This is a genomic window from Flavobacterium sp. AJR (genome assembly GCF_002156885.1).
GTDB lineage: Bacteria > Bacteroidota > Bacteroidia > Flavobacteriales > Flavobacteriaceae > Flavobacterium.
In genome coordinates, this window is sequence record NZ_NCWQ01000030.1 from 1 (window position 1) to 18,220 (window position 18,220).

Consider the following 18,220-nt stretch of genomic DNA (forward strand, 5'->3'; position numbering starts at 1 on the left):
TATATAAATATTTCAAAATATTATTAATAATTAGTCTAAATAAGCATTGATTAATAAGTTTTAAATTTTACATTTGTTACAAATTTTAAAATAAACGAATTCCTTATGCAAAACATATGCTAAAGGAATTTCTAATAAAAATTAACTTAAATATTTTACATCATGAAATTAAGCTCTTTAAAAACGCTATTAGTATTATTAACTCTTATACTAAGCCCACAATTATTTGCTCACGCTCTTTGGATCGAAGCTAAAGCAACTGGAACAAAAGGGAAACCACAAGAAATTTCAATATACTTTGGCGAATTCTCAGATAATGATATTACTCCTGCTTCTAAATGGTTTTCGGATTTAAAAGATTTCTCTTTAGTATTGATAAGCCCATCTAAAAAAGAAATCAAATTAACTCCAACAGCTTTAGAGAAAAAATACCAAGCCTTTTTTACTCCAGAGGAAGATGGAGTTTATACAGTAGTAATGCAACATACTGTAAAGGATGTATACGGCACAATGAAATTAGATTATAACTCAAGCGCCAATGTTGTTGTTGGAAACAAAACTGCAGGTAATAATGCTACAGCAAACAAAAATACAATTGGTGTGTTTTCTGAAAGTGCTGATGTAGCTAAGAAAAATGTAAAACTATCTGGATCTGCATTATATGAAGGTGCTGCTGCCAAAAAACAAAAAATTAAAGTAATTGCTCCAAACGGTTGGGAAAAAGAATTATATACTGACGAAAAAGGACAATTTGAATTTACTCCTATTTGGTCTGGACAATATATGGTAGAATTTGCTCACACAGAAAAAAGTGCTGGTGAACATAATGGGAAAAAATACGATGAAATCTGGAAAATGGCAACTTACTCAATTGAAGTTAAATAACTTAATTCCTTAAAAAAGAGTTTTTATAGCATCTTTTTATATAAAAAAGCAAAACCCTGTTTGTATAAACAGGGTTTTATTATTTATACGCTAAACCAAACCTTAAAAATTTGTTAAAAACTATACGTAATTAATCTAAATAAGCTTTGATTATTCAATCATAGACATTACTTTTGCACCGTTATTTTTTTTTATTCCAAATAAACAATCATGAAATATATTCTATTGCCTACTCTAGGTTTATTATTCGGTCTGTCTGGTTTTGCACAAGGAAGAGCAAACACAACCGAAAATCACGAAACTGCTATAGCAATTACTGATACTGTAAAAAACAAAAAAGGCGAAGTTCTTAACGAAGTTGTAGTTACAGCTAATAAACAAAGAAAACCCGTAACTGCTATACGTTCAGGTATAAAAGTAATGGATTTACCACAAAGTGTACAAGTAATAGACAATGTAGTAATCGAGCAACAACAAGCTATTAGATTAAGTGATGTTACAAAAAACATGAATGGTGTTTATGTAGGATCAGCTCGTGGTGGTGCTCAGGAATCTTTTTTCTCCAGAGGTTACGATATGTCTACGAATAATATGTTCAAAAACGGATTTCGTTACAGCAGTGGATCTATGCCCGAAGTTTCTTCTTTAGATAAAGTAGAGTTCTTAAAAGGAAGTGCTGCATTATTATACGGAAACGTTGCTCCTGGTGGAATTATTAATATGGTTACTAAAACTCCACAATTTACACATGGTGGCGAGGTATCTATGCAAATGGGAAGTAACTCTTTTTACAAACCATCAGTAGATGTTTACGGACCTTTAAACAAACACATCGCATATCGTTTTACAGGTACTTACGAAAACTCTGAAAGCTTTAGAGATATTGTAAAAAATGAGCGTTATTATATAAACCCTTCGTTCTTATTTAAAGTAAATAACAAAACTCAAATTACATTACAAGGAGATTATTTAAGCTATGACTGGACTCCAGATTTTGGAACAGGAATAATCGGTAAAGAACTTGCAGATGTACCAAGAGGTAAATATTTAGGAGCACTTTGGTCAAACGGAAAAACGACTCAAACAAGTATTTCGGCTTTAGTTAACCACGATTTTAATGATAATTGGAAATTAAACTTTAATACTTCTTTCCAAAATTACCACAGAACATCTAAAGGTACAGAGCGTGTATCTATTGATACTACTATTCCAAATTATGTAGACGGTGATTATATTCGTCCATTAGGTCAAAATGATAATTTTGAACAAATAATGGGAGACCAATTAAGCTTACAAGGAACTTTCAATACTGGAAGAATAAAACACCAACTTTTTACAGGTGTTGATTTCGAAAATTCATTTGCACAAGGGTATACTTATGCTTTCAACGAACAAGCAGAAGAGGATGCTAAAGGAAATTACATTCCAAATGCATACGATCGTGTAAATATTTACGATCTTACTTATGCAGGACAACGTATGGACATCCCAAATGCAAAAGCAACTAAACTTGTAAACACAGATTCTAATCGTTTTGGAATTTATTTCCAGGATTTAATTTCAATCACAGAACAATTTAAGGTTCTAGCAGGATTACGTTGGTCATGGCAAGAAACTCAAGCAGAAACAATTGATTATTCAAAAAATCCATCTAGATTACCTAAAGGTGATAAACTTACAGATCAAGCCTTTTCTCCAAAAGTAGGTCTTGTTTTTCAACCAACAAAAGACATCTCTTTATTTGGAAGCTACTCTAACTCGTTTACACCTAACACAGGTACAACTGTAGATATGCAAGCTATAAAACCTTCTATCATTGACCAATATGAGTTTGGTGTGAAGAAAGATTTCTGGAGAGGTTTATTAAGTACCAATGTTACTGTTTACCAAATTACTAATAGTAATTTAGCACAAACTGCTGAATTTAAAGCTGACGGATCTGCTAACACAGATTCAACTATTAAAGTTTTAAGTGGAGAAACTAAAAGTAAAGGTATAGAAATTGACATTACTGCTAAACCTGTTGACGGTTTAAGTATCATCGCTGGTTATAGCTATAACGATATGCGTTACACAAAAACTTCTGGAGCTAACGGTAGTTTTATCGAAGGAGATCGTTTAGTAAGAACTCCAGCTAATACTGCAAACTTAAGTTTCTTTTATACTGTACAAGACGGTTTACTAAAAGGTGTTTCTATTGGAGCAATCGGAAATTACATCGGAGATAGAGTTGGTGGTTGGAACAGTCAATACGACTCTAAGAAACCAAACGGAATCAACGACAGAGAAATTCCTTTAGACGCCTACACTACAATTGATGTATCTGCAGGTTACACTTGGAGAAAAATCTCAATCTTATGTAAATTATCAAACATTACAAACGAATTAAATTATACAGTTCACGAGAATTATAGTGTGAATCCAATTGCACCTCGTCAAGTAATGACAAGCTTAAGATATAAATTCTAAGAAACATTTAGTTTCTCTTAATAAAAACCTTTTTCTGAAATTTTCATTTAATGAAAATCAGAAAAAGGTTTTTAATTTTAGTCAAATATAAATATTCAACCAAGGTTAGCTTTAAACTCAGAAATTAGAAACTAGCATCGAACGTTTTTCCCGCTTGCATTCTTGTTTTTACTAGCTTAATTCCTATTCGTTATTATAAAAATCAAACCTTGTTTATTACTAAACGAGGTTTTTTGTTTTAAAGAAAAGTACATTAATTGTATTACTTTTGCCAAGCAAATAATCCGAACCTCAACATCCGACAAAAATTCTAAATATGATAGACTCCAAAAAGAACCAATTAAAAAAAAGCCTTGGGCTAAGTTTTAATATTGCGGTATTAATTGGAGGTACTATAGGAGTTGGAATTTTGCGCACACCGGGTACAATTGCGGGATTATTAGATAATTACTGGCTCATTATAGCTTCTTGGCTTTTTGGAGGATTGTTTGTCTTAATTGGAGCCAATTCCTATGCCGAACTAGCTACTATGCTCCCTAAAGCTGGAGGATCCTATAATTATATAAAAAGAGCTTTTGGCAACTATGCAGGTTTTCTCTCGGGTTGGTTTGATTATATTACCAATGTAATTCCGCCTGCTTTTTACTGCATTGTTATCAGTGAATATATCATTATCTTATTTCCAAGTCTGCAAAACTACTCAACAACAATTGCCATCTCACTATTAATAGCATTTGTATTATTACATTTAAGTGGCGTAAAAAATGGGAGTATTATCCAACAAATTACCAGCTTCATTAAAGTAATTTGTTTTGTTGCCTTAGTAGTTGCTTGTTTTATGTATTCGGGAGTAAAATTAGCTCCGATTCAAAAAGACAGTTCCGTCTTTCAGATTGGTATTTTATTTGGATTATTTAAATCACTTCAGCTTATTATCGGAACATATAACGGCTGGAATAGCGTCTGCTTTTTTGCAGAAGAAAATGACGATCCGAGCAAAAACATTCCGAAATCATTATTTAGCGGCGTACTACTTGTAATTGCTATTTATGTTTTAGTAAACATTGCTTTTTTACATGTTTTACCACTTGAAACTGTGGCAAAATCTAATTTGGTTGCTGCCGATGTGGCAAATATTATCTTCGGAAAAAATGGTGCTATAATAGTTACAGTCATTTCTATTTTTTCTCTGATTAGTATCTTGAATGCATTTATGATGATACCGCCAAGAATTTTATACGGATTAAGTCGTGATGGCTTTTTTATCAAAAAAGGAACAGCGGTAAACAAAGGCGGAACTCCAATTGTTGCTCTTTTGGTTTCCTCATTATTTAGTTTATTCTTAATTTGTATCGGCTCGTTTGAAGTCTTATTTTCCTTTGCAGCCTTCACCTCTATTATTGTTTGGGGATTAGCTTATTTTTCGCTTCTTAAACTAAGAATTTCAGAACCTGATTTACCAAGAGCTTATCGTTCTTTTTGGTATCCATGGACTACTATTTTGGCTATTTTGGTATCATTAGCACTATTGATAGGATTTATATATAGCGATCCTAAAAGCTTTATAATTATAGTTGGTATCACCTTGATTTCTTATCCTTTATTTTTGGTTTTAACCAGAAAGAAGTAAAAACTGAATTACTGATGACATAGGGTTGTCACCAGATGTAATTTACTTTGTAATCTAAACATACAAAAAATGAATAAATTAGATTTAACAAAAACAGATAAGGTATATTATACTGCCAAAACTGAACCTCAGATAGTTTATATTGAAAAAGCACATTATTTATCAATTGTAGGTAAAGGCGATCCTTCTGGAGAAGCTTTTGCAAATAATATCCAGGCGTTGTATCCAACAGCTTATGCGATAAAGTTTATGTGCAAAGCATTAAACAATGACTTTGTTGTTCCTAAACTTGAAGCTTTATGGAGTTTTGATGAAGAAAAATACAATAACGTATCTATTGATGAAGCACCATTAAAAATCCCAAGAAGCGAATGGAATTACAGAATCATGATTAGAATGCCAGATTTTGTCACCAAAGAACAAGTTGAAACTGCTATTGATATTGCCATCAAAAAACAAATAAAACTAGCAAGTACAATTGAATTTTATGAAATGACTGAAGGCAAAGTAATACAAATTCTTCATATTGGACCTTTTGCTAATGAGCCCGAAACTCTTAAACAAATTCAGGAATTTTCTAAGGAAAATAATTTGCAGAAAAACGGAATGCATCATGAAATCTATTTATCGGATTTCCGAAAAACACCTCCTGAAAAATTGAGAACAATACTAAGAGAACCTGTAAAATAAAGCCTCCTTAAATGCAAAAATCCCAATACTAAAACTAGTACTGGGATTTTTTATTTTTAAAAGAAAATCTAGTTCTTATTTCAAACCAGCAATACTTTGCTCAATTGTAGCAATTTTTGCTAATGCATCTGCTTCCTTTTGTTTTTCGTTTGCCAAAACTTTCTCTGGCGCACCTGCAACAAATTTCTCATTTGCCAATTTAGACTGAACCGATTTTAAGAATCCTTGTGTATAAACTAACTCTGCAGTAAGTTTTGCAATTTCTTCTTCAACATTAATATTTCCTGTTATCGGAATAAAATATTCATTCGATTTTACTCTAAAAGATAATGCTCCATCTACTTTATCCGAAACATATTCTAATGAAGTAATGTTTCCTAATTTGGTTACAACCGAATCAAAATAAGTAGAAGCTTTATCGTTGTTTACAACCTTTAATTCAATAACATCTTTAAACGGAATATTCTTGTCTTTACGGATTGTTCTTATTCCAGAAATTACCTCGCTTGTGTTTTCAAAATCAGCAATTAATTTAGCATCAAAAGGTTTCAATTCTGGCCAAGTCGAAACAATTAAAGCTTCTTCTGGAGTTCTATCGGCAATTATATGCCAAATTTCCTCTGTTAAGAAAGGCATAAACGGGTGTAACAATTTCAAGTTACTTTCTAACATTTCTATTGCTTTCGCAAAAGTAGCACTGTCAATAGGTTGTTGGTAAGCTGGCTTAATCATTTCAAGGAACCATGAACAGAAATCATCCCAAACTAATTTATAAATCCCCATTAAAGCATCTGAAATTCTATATTTGTCAAAATTATCTTCAATGTCAACTAATGTTTGTTGCAATTTAGCTTCGTACCATTCGATTGCTACTTTTGATGATTCTGGTTGAGGAATTGTATCCGAAACTTCCCATCCTTTGATCAATTTAAAGGCATTCCATATTTTATTAGAAAATCCTTTTCCTTGGTTACATAATTCTTCATCAAACATGATATCATTTCCTGCAGAAGCACTTAAAAGTAATCCTACACGAACTCCATCAGCACCGAATGTATCAATTAAATCTAAAGGATCAGGTGAATTACCTAATGATTTAGACATTTTACGACGTTGCTTATCACGTACTAAACCTGTTAAATATACATTTGTAAATGGTTTTTCGCCTGCATATTCATAACCAGCAATAATCATTCTGGCAACCCAGAAAAATAAAATATCCGGACCTGTAACCAAGTCGTTAGTTGGATAATAATATTTAAAATCTTCGCTTTCTGGATCCATTATTCCACCAAAAACCGACATTGGCCATAACCAAGAGGAGAACCAAGTATCTAAGGCATCAACATCCTGTTTTAAGTCAGATGTCTTTAGTGAATTGTTAGCCGTTTTTTCTTGTGCTAATTTTAAAGCGTCTTCTATGTTTTCTGCAACTACAAAATCTTCTTTTCCGTCTCCATAAAAATAAGCTGGAATTTGTTGTCCCCACCATAACTGACGAGAGATATTCCAATCGCGAATATTATTTAACCAATGCGCGTAGGTATTTTCAAAACGTTTTGGGTGTAATTTAATATCACCATCAACTAAAACAGATTTAATTGCTGGTTTTACTAAATCTTCCATTTTAAGAAACCATTGATCTGATAATCTTGGTTCGATAACTGCTTTCGTTCTTTCAGAAGTTCCTACTTTATTAAGGTGTATCTCAGTTTTCGCCAAAGCACCAATTTCTTCTAATTCTTTTGCAATCTCAGTACGAACTACAAAACGATCTTTCCCTTGATAATGCAATCCGAAACTATTAAGCGTAGCATCTTCATTAAAGATATCTACAATTTCCAGATTATGCTTCTCTCCTAGCGCTTTATCATTCATATCGTGCGCAGGAGTAACTTTAAGACATCCTGTTCCGAACTCTACATCTACATATTCGTCTTCTATAATAGGAATAACTCTTCCTGAAATAGGAATAATAGCTTTTTTACCTTTTAAATGTGTAAAACGCTCATCATTTGGATTAATACAAATTGCAGTATCTCCGAAAATAGTTTCAGGTCGCGTTGTGGCAACAGTCAAAAATTCCTCAGTTCCTTCGATTTTATATTTAAGGAAAAATAATTTTCCTTGCTGTTCTTCATAAATAACTTCTTCATCAGATAAAGTTGTTTTTGCCTCAGGATCCCAGTTTACCATTCGGTAACCTCTATAAATTAATCCTTTGTTATATAAATCTACAAATGATTTAATTACAGATGCTGACATATCTGGATCCATAGTAAACTTAGTTCTTTCCCAGTCGCAAGAAGCTCCTAGTTTTTTTAACTGATCCAAGATTACACCACCATATTTATCTGTCCATTCCCAAGCATGAGCCAAGAATTCTTCACGAGTCAAATCATTTTTATTGATTCCTTCGGCTTTTAATTTAGCAACAACTTTAGCTTCAGTAGCGATCGATGCATGGTCTGTTCCTGGTACCCAACAAGCATTGAACCCTTTAAGACGTGCTCTTCTTATCAATACATCCTGAATGGTATTGTTAAGCATATGTCCCATGTGCAAGACTCCTGTAACGTTAGGTGGAGGGATTACAATAGTATAAGGTGTTCTATGATCTGGCTCTGAATGAAAATAATTATTTTTCATCCAATAGTCATACCATTTGTTCTCGATTGTTTTAGCGTCAAATTGTGCTGGAATTGTCATTTTATCTTGGATATGTTTTATCGTTAATTTGTTTAATTACTAAATTGTCTAATCGTTTTTACCTCAGCAAAATAACCGATCAGGCAGCTTAACAAATAACCCTTTTATACTTTGGTTTGATTTTTGTATTTATAATAGAGAACAAAAGTAAATAATTAAGTACACTATAAAAAGCGAATTAATAATTTGTGTATTAATTAAAAGAAAGTATATTTACTTAATAACTTAAAACAATTTCAAATGAAGAAAGCAGCCTCATTTATAGCAATCCTTATGGTAACAACCATCGGTCTTGCTCAAAACGGCCCAAAAATTGATTTTGCTGCCAAGGACAATACGATTGATTATGGTACAGTAAGTAAAGGTGATAACGGGGCCAAAGCCTTTGAATTTACTAACTCTGGAGATGCACCATTAATGATTACATCAGTACAGTCTACAGCAGGTATTAGTATTGTATCTAAACCAAGTGCGGCAATTATGCCTGGAAAATCAGGAAAAATTGAAGTTAAATTTAATATGGCTCCAGGGCCAATAAGAAAAACAATTACTGTAGAAACTAATGCAGTAAACTACCCTGAGGGTCGTGTAGCTTTAAAAATTAGAGGAGAAGTAGCGAACTAACATTCAAATCAAACTTCTTATAAATACAAATCGCTTCCTAAAATTTAGGAAGCGATTTTTTTTTAGTTTGGCACGAATTGGCTACAAAGGAACGCGGATGAAACGGATTTACTAAAGTAAAGACGCTGATAAAACAGATTTTTAAAAACAATAGATAGAAAATCCGTTTTTATCTGTGTTTTCGCGATAGCGAATCCGTATCATCCGCGTTCCCTTTTACGCGCAAACCAAACCTTTGTCACTTTGTACCTCAAAACCTAAGAGCCTTCATTTGAACCTTTACGGTTAATTTTTTGCCACAGATTAAAAGGATTAAATAGATTTAAAGCTTTGCGAGCTTCGCGTAAACCTTTGCTAACTTTGCGGTTAATTTCCCCACCAAATAAATAATTCTTATAAATTCTTAATCACAAATTCGCTTCTACGGTTTAACTCATGTTGTTCTTCGTTACAAGCATCATCGGTTTTACATTTTATAATCGGCACCGATTCTCCATAACCTTTGGCAACAATTCTCTTAGTATCAATTCCCGAATCTACCAGATATTCTTTGGTCGATTGTGCTCTTTTTTGAGATAAATCAGCATTATACTTATCATTACCTCTGGAATCGGTATGAGAACCAATCTCGATAACCATATCAGGATATTTCTTCATTAATTCTAAAACTCTGTTTAAGATAACTTTAGATTCTTTTCTTATATACCATAAATCGTAATCAAAATAAATAGGATCGGTCTTGATAATTAATCTGTCTTTATCTCTTATAACATCTTTTTCCTGTGCAATAATCTTCTCTACTTTTTCTTTTTGATCTGTAATAGCTTTCTCTGCCTTCTCTTTTTTCTTGATTTCAGCTTGTGCTAATTCATTTGCTTTAGTTTTTGCCTCTTTTGCTTTTAAAGCCACTAATTCCAAAGCTTCTTTTTGTTTCTTCTGCTCTTCAAGTTCTTTTTCTTCTTGTTTTATGACCTCAAGAGATTTAAGCGCCATCGATGCATCGTTACTTTTCCCTCTTGTTTTATCAAGAACTAAGATTCTGGAATTACTCGTATAATTTTCTTTAGATGCCGAAATTGTATAGGCTAACTCACAAGCTACTTTAAAATTAAACTTTCCATCGGCAGCCGTTACAATCGTACGCAATTGTTTGCTTTCTTCCTGCTGAAGTATAACCACAGCATTTTCTAGCGGTAATTTTGTATCAACATCTGTAATTATCCCTGCAATAAGTTGCTTGCAATCTTCAATCAGCAATGATTTAATTTCATTTAACTGGTAGATATCATCACTCCCTTTTCCTCCTACTCTGTTCGAGGCAAAATATCCTTCTTTGGTATCTGAATCTATATTAAAGGAGAAATCATCTAAATTTGAATTTAATGGTAAACCTACATTCAAGGGTTTTGTAAATGTTCTCTCTTTAATCTCGGATACAAAAACATCGAGTAAACCATAGCCTAAATGCCCATCGGAGGAGAAATAGAGTTTATTATCTTTTGATGCAAACGGAAACTGTTCTCTTTTATCGGTATTAATTAATGCGCCTAAATTTTGAGGATTGCCATACGCACCTTCGTTTATTGCTACCGAAAATATATCAAATGAACCTAATGTTCCAGGCATATCCGAAGCAAAATATAATGTCTTTTCATCAGGACTTAAAGCGGGATGTTCTACTGAATAATTTTCGCTGTTAAACGGAAGTGAAATCACATTTTTCCATTTTCCTTTTACTAGCTCAGCTCTAAAAATCTGAAGATTCGAAATTTTATCATCGTTTTTTCCTCTTCGTCCGTTTTTATAATTATTTCTTGTAAAATAAATAGTTTTACCGTCTTTTGTAAAAACAGCATTAGATTCGTGCATTCCTGTTTTTAATTCTTTTGCAAAATAATACGCAATCGAATCTCCTGCTTTTATCTTGTTTATAGATGTCGAAACTAGATTAAGATACGTTTCATTATCCCATTTGTACATTTTATCAAATATTCCTGGTCTCTTTTTTACTGCTGCAAAAACTAAACTATCTTTATATTTTACTGCTCCAAACTCGGAGTTTTTGGTATTTATAGCTAGATTTTTAATAATAAATCTCTCTCCAATAGCCGTAATATTCTCTAATTCTTTAGTAGCATTTTCAAAGTCTAAATAATCCTGACTGTTTTTAGAATAATATTGTTTTAAAACTTCATTTGCTTCTTCATAACTATTGGTCGCTTTAAGCGTATGAGCATATTTAAAATAGTAGTTTCTATCTAAATCCTTATCATAACTTTTAATCAGAAGTCTATAATATTGTTGTGCTTTCTTTAAATCATTGGTATAATAATACGAATCGGCTAAGTTTTTTATGGCTTCCGCCGAAGGCTTTTCGGAGACTATTTTTTCGTACAACGGAATAGCTTCGCTGTAATATGTTTTATCAAAGAAACGTTTTGCTCGAGCCAAATCTTGATCTTGAGCATTTATAAACTGTATTGAAAATACGAATATAATAACTAGTAATTTTTTCATATTTTTCATTTTAAAAGAATCTTGGTGATTTATCATATCCCTTGCCTAATAAATCCAAGTCAAAAAGAAGCATAATCTCGTGCGTTCCAGAATTAAACTGTCCAAAATTAGTTGTGGTATAATCATAAGCATAACCTACTCTAATTGCTTTGGTAACGTTTACATTCATCAGGACACTTACTGCATCATCGACCCTGTAAGCAGCACCTAGTTCAAATCGTTCGTTGTACAAAACATTCGCAGTAATATCTACAGAAACTGGTGCTCCAACCACAAATTTTGACATAAAAGCTGGTTTTAGTTTGAACGCATCACTAAGCTGAAATACATATCCTGCAGTTAAAAACGTATGAATATCTTCGGAACCATACGCGTTTATTCCTGATTTCTCTTCGATATGTTTGGACTTCAATAAATTTGGTGCAGATAATCCAACATAAAATTTATCTGTAAAATAATAAGCTCCTAAACCTATATTGGGTTTGGTAACATTTACGTTTTCGGCGAAAGCTAAATCGGTAGTAACATCCCCACTCTGAAGTTGAAATCCATTAAAATTAGTTTGCAAAGAGGTTAATCCTGCTTTTAGCCCTAACGAAAGTTTATTGTTTCCTCCTAACTCTAGTATATAAGCAAAATCGGCATAGAAATTATTCTCTTTTTTGGCTCCATCACCTATATCATCAGATATTAATGAGGCTCCCACTTCTATTTTATCACTTAAAGAAGTATGTGCAAAAAAGTTAAATGTTTTAGGTGCGCCAACTGCTCCTACCCATTGTGTTCTATATAAAGTTCCTAAATTTAGCATTGCTGGTGTTCCTGTTGCATAGGCTGGATTTACAATACTCATATTATACATATAATGTGTGTATTCGGGATCTTGCTGCGCAGAAGCGTGAACGATATAGAAAAGAAAACTTATAATTAGTATTATTTTTTTCATCTGAAAATTATATTAAATAGGAATTATCGATTTAAATAAAGACGACCTTGCAAAGGCGATCTGTTATCTTTATTGAAATGGACAACATAAAAATAAACGCCATTTGGTGCAACTCCATCAATTACTTTGGAATCGGAATTCTTACCATCCCATTCTGGTTTATTTTTATTACCTGTAAACATTAAGTTTCCATATCTGTTATAAATTTCGAGGGTATAATCGGGGTATAAAAAGTCTATATCTGGAATTGTATAAGTATCATTTGTACCATCTCCGTTTGGCGAAAATCCGTCGGGAATGAAGAAATCAGCATACTCTTCTTCATTAGTACAATTTGTAAGTGAAACTTTTGCTATCAGCACATCATTAGAAAAACAATTTGTAGTGCTTGAGAAATCAAACCCGTAATAAGTTGTATTGTCCTCTAATAAAGTTGCTTTAGTTAACTGATTTCCATTGTCTGGAGCATCATACCAAACTACCGAAGCCGAAGCATTTGTATTATTAGATAAATCGGCAATTGTAGGGTTATTTATTCCACAAAAATCTTGTCCTTTAGGTATTAATACTGGTGCAGGTGTATCATTTACAGTAATAACACTTAAACTTTCTTGTGATACACATCCTCCAGGTGCCGTTACTTTAACATAGTAATTTCCCGATACCAATATGGTAGAGGCTGCTAAAGGAGTCGTAGCCGTGACTGAATCATACCACTTATATTGAGTTCCGTTTGGTACTAAATTGGCAACTGTTGCTTCATCTGATTTACAAAAAAGCTGGGGATTAGTTGTTGGTGCAGTAGGAATAGCATTTATTAAAAAATCATCTAATAAACCTGTAGGTGCAATACCGCAAGTAGTTTCATTATTGGTAACTTTTGTAATTGTAAGTCTGGTTGTACCTGTATTAAGGAGTAAATTTTGCGGAATTATAAAACTCGCTTTTGCATTTGTTACTAATAAATTGATTGTTTGCGTCGTTGCCGAATTACTTCCCGAAATCGTGTACGAAATTGCAATATCTTTTAAAGTTCCTAATCCAGAAATAGTAACAGGGACAGGTTCATTTAAACAGAAATCATCTATTTGTACCTTAAAATTAGTTGCATTAGGCAAAGGCTTAACCACAATATTACCTATAACATTAGCTGTATTAGTACATTTAGTAACGCTATTTGTAATCTTTGTAATTACCACAGAGGTATTTCCATCTTTACTAATTAAAGCTGCTGGAATTATAAAATCAGACACAACTCCATTAACAACAGTTATTGATGCTCCTTGGGCATTTGCAGTATTGGCTCCACTAAGTTTATAGACAATATCATAAGTTCCGTTTAAAAGTTTTGAAGCTCCGGTAATCTGTACTACAGCATTTTCTTTCTGACAGATTGGGTCAATTTTTAATTTTGCAGAATCTAAATTGGGAATTGGATAAACATTTAAAATATCCGATAGATTATCCACTATATTTTTACAAACACCTTTGTTCCATTCGGCAACTATACTCGTAATTTCAACTTTAAAAGCCCCAACTTCCTGAAAATTAACAGCCTCTAATGGAAAAGTTACTACACCATTATTAAAGATTACTGATTCGGTCTTAACTGATGTCGCTGTTGGTCCCGATATGGTATAAGTAATGTTATATTTACCATTAGGAATAACTTCTGGTCCTCTTGTAAGTGTTGCCAAATAAGTCGCACTGGCAATTTCGGTCTCACATATATCTGAATCAACAACAAGAGTAGCTCCTGTAAAATCTAAACTTTTTTCGAGTGTAATTACTGCTGATACCGATTTATTAGAACATGGCCTATGACCATTAAGAGTTGGTGCTAAAACGGTATAAGTATACTCATAATCTCCTGCTCCCTGCGTATCAAATATTTTCTGAAGATTGACTTTATACCCTGGCGCTACTATCCCTGGACCACTCCATTCGCCTCCAGGATCTTGACCAACAAGTAAACCATGCAAATCAAAATTGGTATAAGTGGCTAAATCTGTACTTCCGCACAACAATAAATCCTTTGCGTTTCCTGGTTCGGGTGCTCTAACAACCGTTATCCATACCGTTACTGATGGTATTAGTAATATACAGCCGGGTACTGGAGGTACTGTATACGTAAATTTAAAGGTTCCTTGTAATCCTTTAATCGGAAATCCAGAGGGAACAATTTGACCTGCACCGTTAGTCCAGGTTCCGTTTTTATGTGGCCCCATAACGGTACCATTAAATGCTTCAAAAAGATTATAAGTCTCTCTATCGCTACATGGCGTAGCATAAGGAGCTGGTACTCCTGCATAAGCCCCTATAGTAATTCTTAATTTCGCTGTAGTACTTACACATCCAGGAGTAGCCGGAACTGTGTAGGTAAACTGATAAACACCACCCCTACTAATATTTTGCGCATATAAAATACCCGTTATAGTATCTAGTTCTTGAGTGTTACTATCATCTGTCCATTTTCCTCCAGCAGTTGGATTACCATCTAATAATCCTAGTAGATTAATTGATTCATGTACTGGATTCTCAATATCACATATTTTTACGTCAGTATCTATACCTGCACATTGTGCAATACTTTGGGATGGTAATAAGAATAAAACAATAAAAAATAAAAGTATTTTTAATGCAACAAGGTAGTTTTTGACCATATATTATTATTAAATTTCTAATAAAACTAACAAAACAATTCCTTAACACCAAAAAAACATATTTATTTAGCAATTTAGCACCTAAAAACAATATATTTTAACACATTTAGTATCAATATCCAACAATAACAATTGTCAAAATCCAGGCACCTTATAATTCATCTGTTAATTTAAAACGAAATTTAAAAATTTGACTCTCTCTCTCAACTTCTAAATTTATCCAAATATCATCTTCCGATTTTAGCAATGCATTTACTTGTTGCAAAGAGTATTTATAGGCTTTATTTCCGTTGATGCTAATAATAATATCTCCGCTTTTTAGACCTGAAAGCTCAGCAGCAGATTTTTTTCGAATATTAGCTATTTCAAAAACAGGTTTTAATTGAAATTTATATCTAAAATCATTACTCATTTTTTCTCCTTTAGAATCAAATGAATCTCCCATCATAGGGACAGTTTCAAGATGTACAGTTTCTTGTACCCATTGCAAGCCATTGTGCTGAATTATAATTCCGCTTTTATTATAAGTAAAAGGATGAGAGAAATCTCTATTTTTCTTGAGGTATATTTTTTTATCAGCATAGTCAAAAACCAATGTAAACCTTTTTAAGATCTCCCCTCCTACAGAACCTATCCTATCTGGAACCATCCTTACATTACGAATAGAACTTGAATCTGGAAAAGCAATTATAGGATTCTTAAAAGTAAAATCTCCAATAGAAAACGAAGAAACTCTGGCTCGCCTTCCCTCAATATCTCCACTAAATCCTTTTCCTAAATAATCTTCAAAGTTTTTCTTAGGTACTTTTATTCTTGAGTTTTGAAAAACCCAAAAAGCATCACTATTCCCAATATCAATTAAAAGTTTGGCAGGGGTTTCAACACTGTCTATAACTGCAGTAGAATAAAGATATGGTTTGGATTTCTCTATAGTAATAGGAATAGACTTGAATTTTTTCTCAAATTTAATTCGATTTTGTTCATTCGATTTAAAGACAATAATTTTTTTCTTCTGATAATTAATCTCAACTAAATTATTTCTAAAAAACTGATACCCTATAATACCATTTACAGGAATGCCTATATGAGAAGACAAATTAAAATCCTGATCCAATATTATATATAATAAATGATTGGTCGATTTTAATCCATTTATATCTAATGTGTTATTTGTCGATTTTAAACCTTCGATTGCTTCTTCGGCTCCTAAACCTCTAAGTCTTATTTTTTCGACATTAAAAAAATTTACTTCCTTTTTATCTTCTAAACTAAAAAGCACAGTGTCATCGACTCCAGAGTCTAATAAAAAATTTAATTCGACTCCATTTACCTTTATAGGTACAAATATTAAATTATTTATTAATTTAAAGGGAATACTAATCTTGTTAGTATGTCCATCGATAACAAATCCATCTTGTGCAAATGCAGTAAAGGTGACTATTTGCAAAAAAAACAAAGTAATTTTTCTTTTCATTAAGAGTATTTCTTATAAAAATACTAAAATTTTAGTTAATTAATACAAATAAGCATGTGCTAATATTGTTCACGTTAAATTCGAAAAAAAAATGCAAATTTGCACTTCAATAATAAAACACATGCCAACAATTTCACACAAAGGCAGAAACATGCCCGAATCACCGATACGTAAACTTGCTCCTTTTGCAGATCTTGCAAAACAAAAAGGACACAAAGTGTATCATCTAAACATTGGTCAACCGGATATCAAGACACCCGAAGTGGCCATCGAGGCGGTAAAAAATATTGATTTAACTATTATTGAATACAGTCCATCTGCAGGATATGAAAGTTATAGAAAAAAACTAGCAAAATTTTACCAACGCCAAAATGTAAACGTTAACTCAGAAGACATCATTGTTACTACAGGTGGTTCTGAAGCCTTATTGTTTGCACTGGCCACGATAACAGATCCTGGTGATGAAATTATTATTCCAGAACCTTTTTATGCTAATTACCATGCTTTTGCATCATCAACAAGTGCAACTGTAGTTCCTGTAATTTCTACAATCGAAAGCGGCTTTGCTTTACCAAGCATTGAAACTGTCGAAAAATTAATTACGCCTAAAACTAAAGCAATTTTAATATGTAATCCTGGTAATCCAACAGGTTATTTATATACTGAAGCCGAAATTAAACAATTGGCTACTTTGATTAAAAAACACGATTTGTATTTAATCGCCGATGAAGTTTATCGTGAGTTTTTATACGATGGAGACGATGTACATTATTCAGTAATGAATCTTGAAGATGTACAGCAAAATGTAATTATGGTCGATTCAGTTTCCAAACGCTACAGTATGTGTGGCGCAAGAATTGGTTGTTTGGTTACCAAGAACAAAGATGTTCTGGCAACAGTAATGAAATTTGCTCAGGCACGTTTGAGTCCGCCAACAATAGAACAAATTGCCTGTGAAGCTGCTATAGACACACCACAAAGTTATTTTGATGAAGTTATATCAGAATATAAAAGTCGTCGCGATACTCTAATAACCGAATTAAATAAAATTGATGGCGTAATTGTGACAAAACCAAAAGGAGCATTTTATTGCATCGCACAATTACCAATAGAAAATGCCGATGATTTTGCACAATGGCTTTTAGAAAGCTATGATTTAAACAGAGAAACGGTTATGGTTGCTCCTGCCGCAGGATTTTATTCGACTCCTGGAATGGGATTAAATCAGGTAAGAATTGCTTACGTCTTAAATAAAAAAGACTTAATTACTGCAGTAAACATATTAAAAGAAGCGCTTTTAGTTTATAACAAGAAGTAATAAAATAATCTTCAAATCCTTTAGCTAGGAATTCGCAAATTAGCCAATGTTAATTTGTGAATTCCTAGCTTTTTTTTATCCAAAATTTAAATCATAATCTTAAACAAATCTTGTTTACTAGATCAGTTACAAAAAAAAAATTAATCATTCTGTGTGTTTAATTTTAACCTTATACAACAATCTTTTTATCTTCTGCTCTAAATGATACAATAAAAACTTATCATGTTACAATAAAAACTTATCTGGGAAAACACCACATGAGCATATTCATACCTTTGCACGATACTCAAAATAT

11 protein-coding genes are annotated in these 18,220 nt (G+C 32.6%); 6 read left to right on the plus strand and 5 right to left on the minus strand.

Going from position 1 to position 18,220, the window contains the following annotated elements; translation table 11 throughout:
• Positions 1–162: 162 nt before the first annotated feature.
• The 4 genes from B8T70_RS09325 (at position 163) to B8T70_RS09340 (ending at position 5,674) form a co-directional block, all read left to right on the plus strand.
• A complete protein-coding gene (locus B8T70_RS09325; RefSeq protein WP_086894685.1) occupies positions 163–885 on the plus strand; it encodes a DUF4198 domain-containing protein in 723 nt (240 codons plus the stop codon).
• 210 nt (positions 886–1,095) lie between these two features.
• Positions 1,096–3,354, plus strand: a complete 2,259-nt coding sequence (locus B8T70_RS09330) for a TonB-dependent siderophore receptor (protein WP_086894686.1) — start codon at positions 1,096–1,098, stop codon at positions 3,352–3,354.
• Between the two features lie 316 nt (positions 3,355–3,670).
• Entirely contained in the window at positions 3,671–4,984 is a 1,314-nt protein-coding gene (locus tag B8T70_RS09335; protein ID WP_086894687.1) for an APC family permease, read from the plus strand.
• A gap of 69 nt (positions 4,985–5,053) precedes the next feature.
• Complete coding sequence (locus tag B8T70_RS09340) at positions 5,054–5,674, plus strand: GyrI-like domain-containing protein (protein ID WP_086894688.1); 621 nt, start codon at positions 5,054–5,056, stop codon at positions 5,672–5,674.
• Between the two features lie 75 nt (positions 5,675–5,749).
• Here B8T70_RS09340 and B8T70_RS09345 read toward each other — a convergent pair whose 3' ends face one another.
• Complete coding sequence (locus B8T70_RS09345; RefSeq protein ID WP_086894689.1) at positions 5,750–8,383, minus strand: valine--tRNA ligase; 2,634 nt, start codon at positions 8,381–8,383, stop codon at positions 5,750–5,752.
• Positions 8,384–8,623: 240 nt separating this feature from the next.
• Between B8T70_RS09345 and B8T70_RS09350 the strand changes: the two genes are divergently transcribed.
• Entirely contained in the window at positions 8,624–9,007 is a 384-nt protein-coding gene (locus tag B8T70_RS09350) for a DUF1573 domain-containing protein (RefSeq protein ID WP_035619044.1), read from the plus strand.
• 393 nt (positions 9,008–9,400) lie between these two features.
• Here B8T70_RS09350 and B8T70_RS09355 read toward each other — a convergent pair whose 3' ends face one another.
• The 4 genes from B8T70_RS09355 to B8T70_RS09370 form a co-directional block, all read right to left on the minus strand.
• Positions 9,401–11,524, minus strand: coding sequence for an OmpA family protein (locus B8T70_RS09355; RefSeq protein WP_086894709.1), 2,124 nt, complete (start codon positions 11,522–11,524; stop codon positions 9,401–9,403).
• 10 nt (positions 11,525–11,534) lie between these two features.
• Entirely contained in the window at positions 11,535–12,470 is a 936-nt protein-coding gene (locus B8T70_RS09360; RefSeq protein ID WP_039111136.1) for a type IX secretion system membrane protein PorP/SprF, read from the minus strand.
• Between the two features lie 23 nt (positions 12,471–12,493).
• Positions 12,494–15,133 (minus strand): gliding motility-associated C-terminal domain-containing protein, encoded by a 2,640-nt coding sequence (locus B8T70_RS09365; protein ID WP_086894690.1) that lies wholly within the window; start codon positions 15,131–15,133, stop codon positions 12,494–12,496.
• Positions 15,134–15,284: 151 nt separating this feature from the next.
• Positions 15,285–16,607, minus strand: coding sequence for a retropepsin-like aspartic protease (locus B8T70_RS09370; protein WP_086894691.1), 1,323 nt, complete (start codon positions 16,605–16,607; stop codon positions 15,285–15,287).
• Positions 16,608–16,728: 121 nt separating this feature from the next.
• On the opposite strand from B8T70_RS09370, the gene B8T70_RS09375 reads away from it, so the two are divergent.
• Positions 16,729–17,925, plus strand: coding sequence for a pyridoxal phosphate-dependent aminotransferase (locus B8T70_RS09375; RefSeq protein WP_086894692.1), 1,197 nt, complete (start codon positions 16,729–16,731; stop codon positions 17,923–17,925).
• The last annotated feature ends 295 nt before the right edge of the window (positions 17,926–18,220 follow it).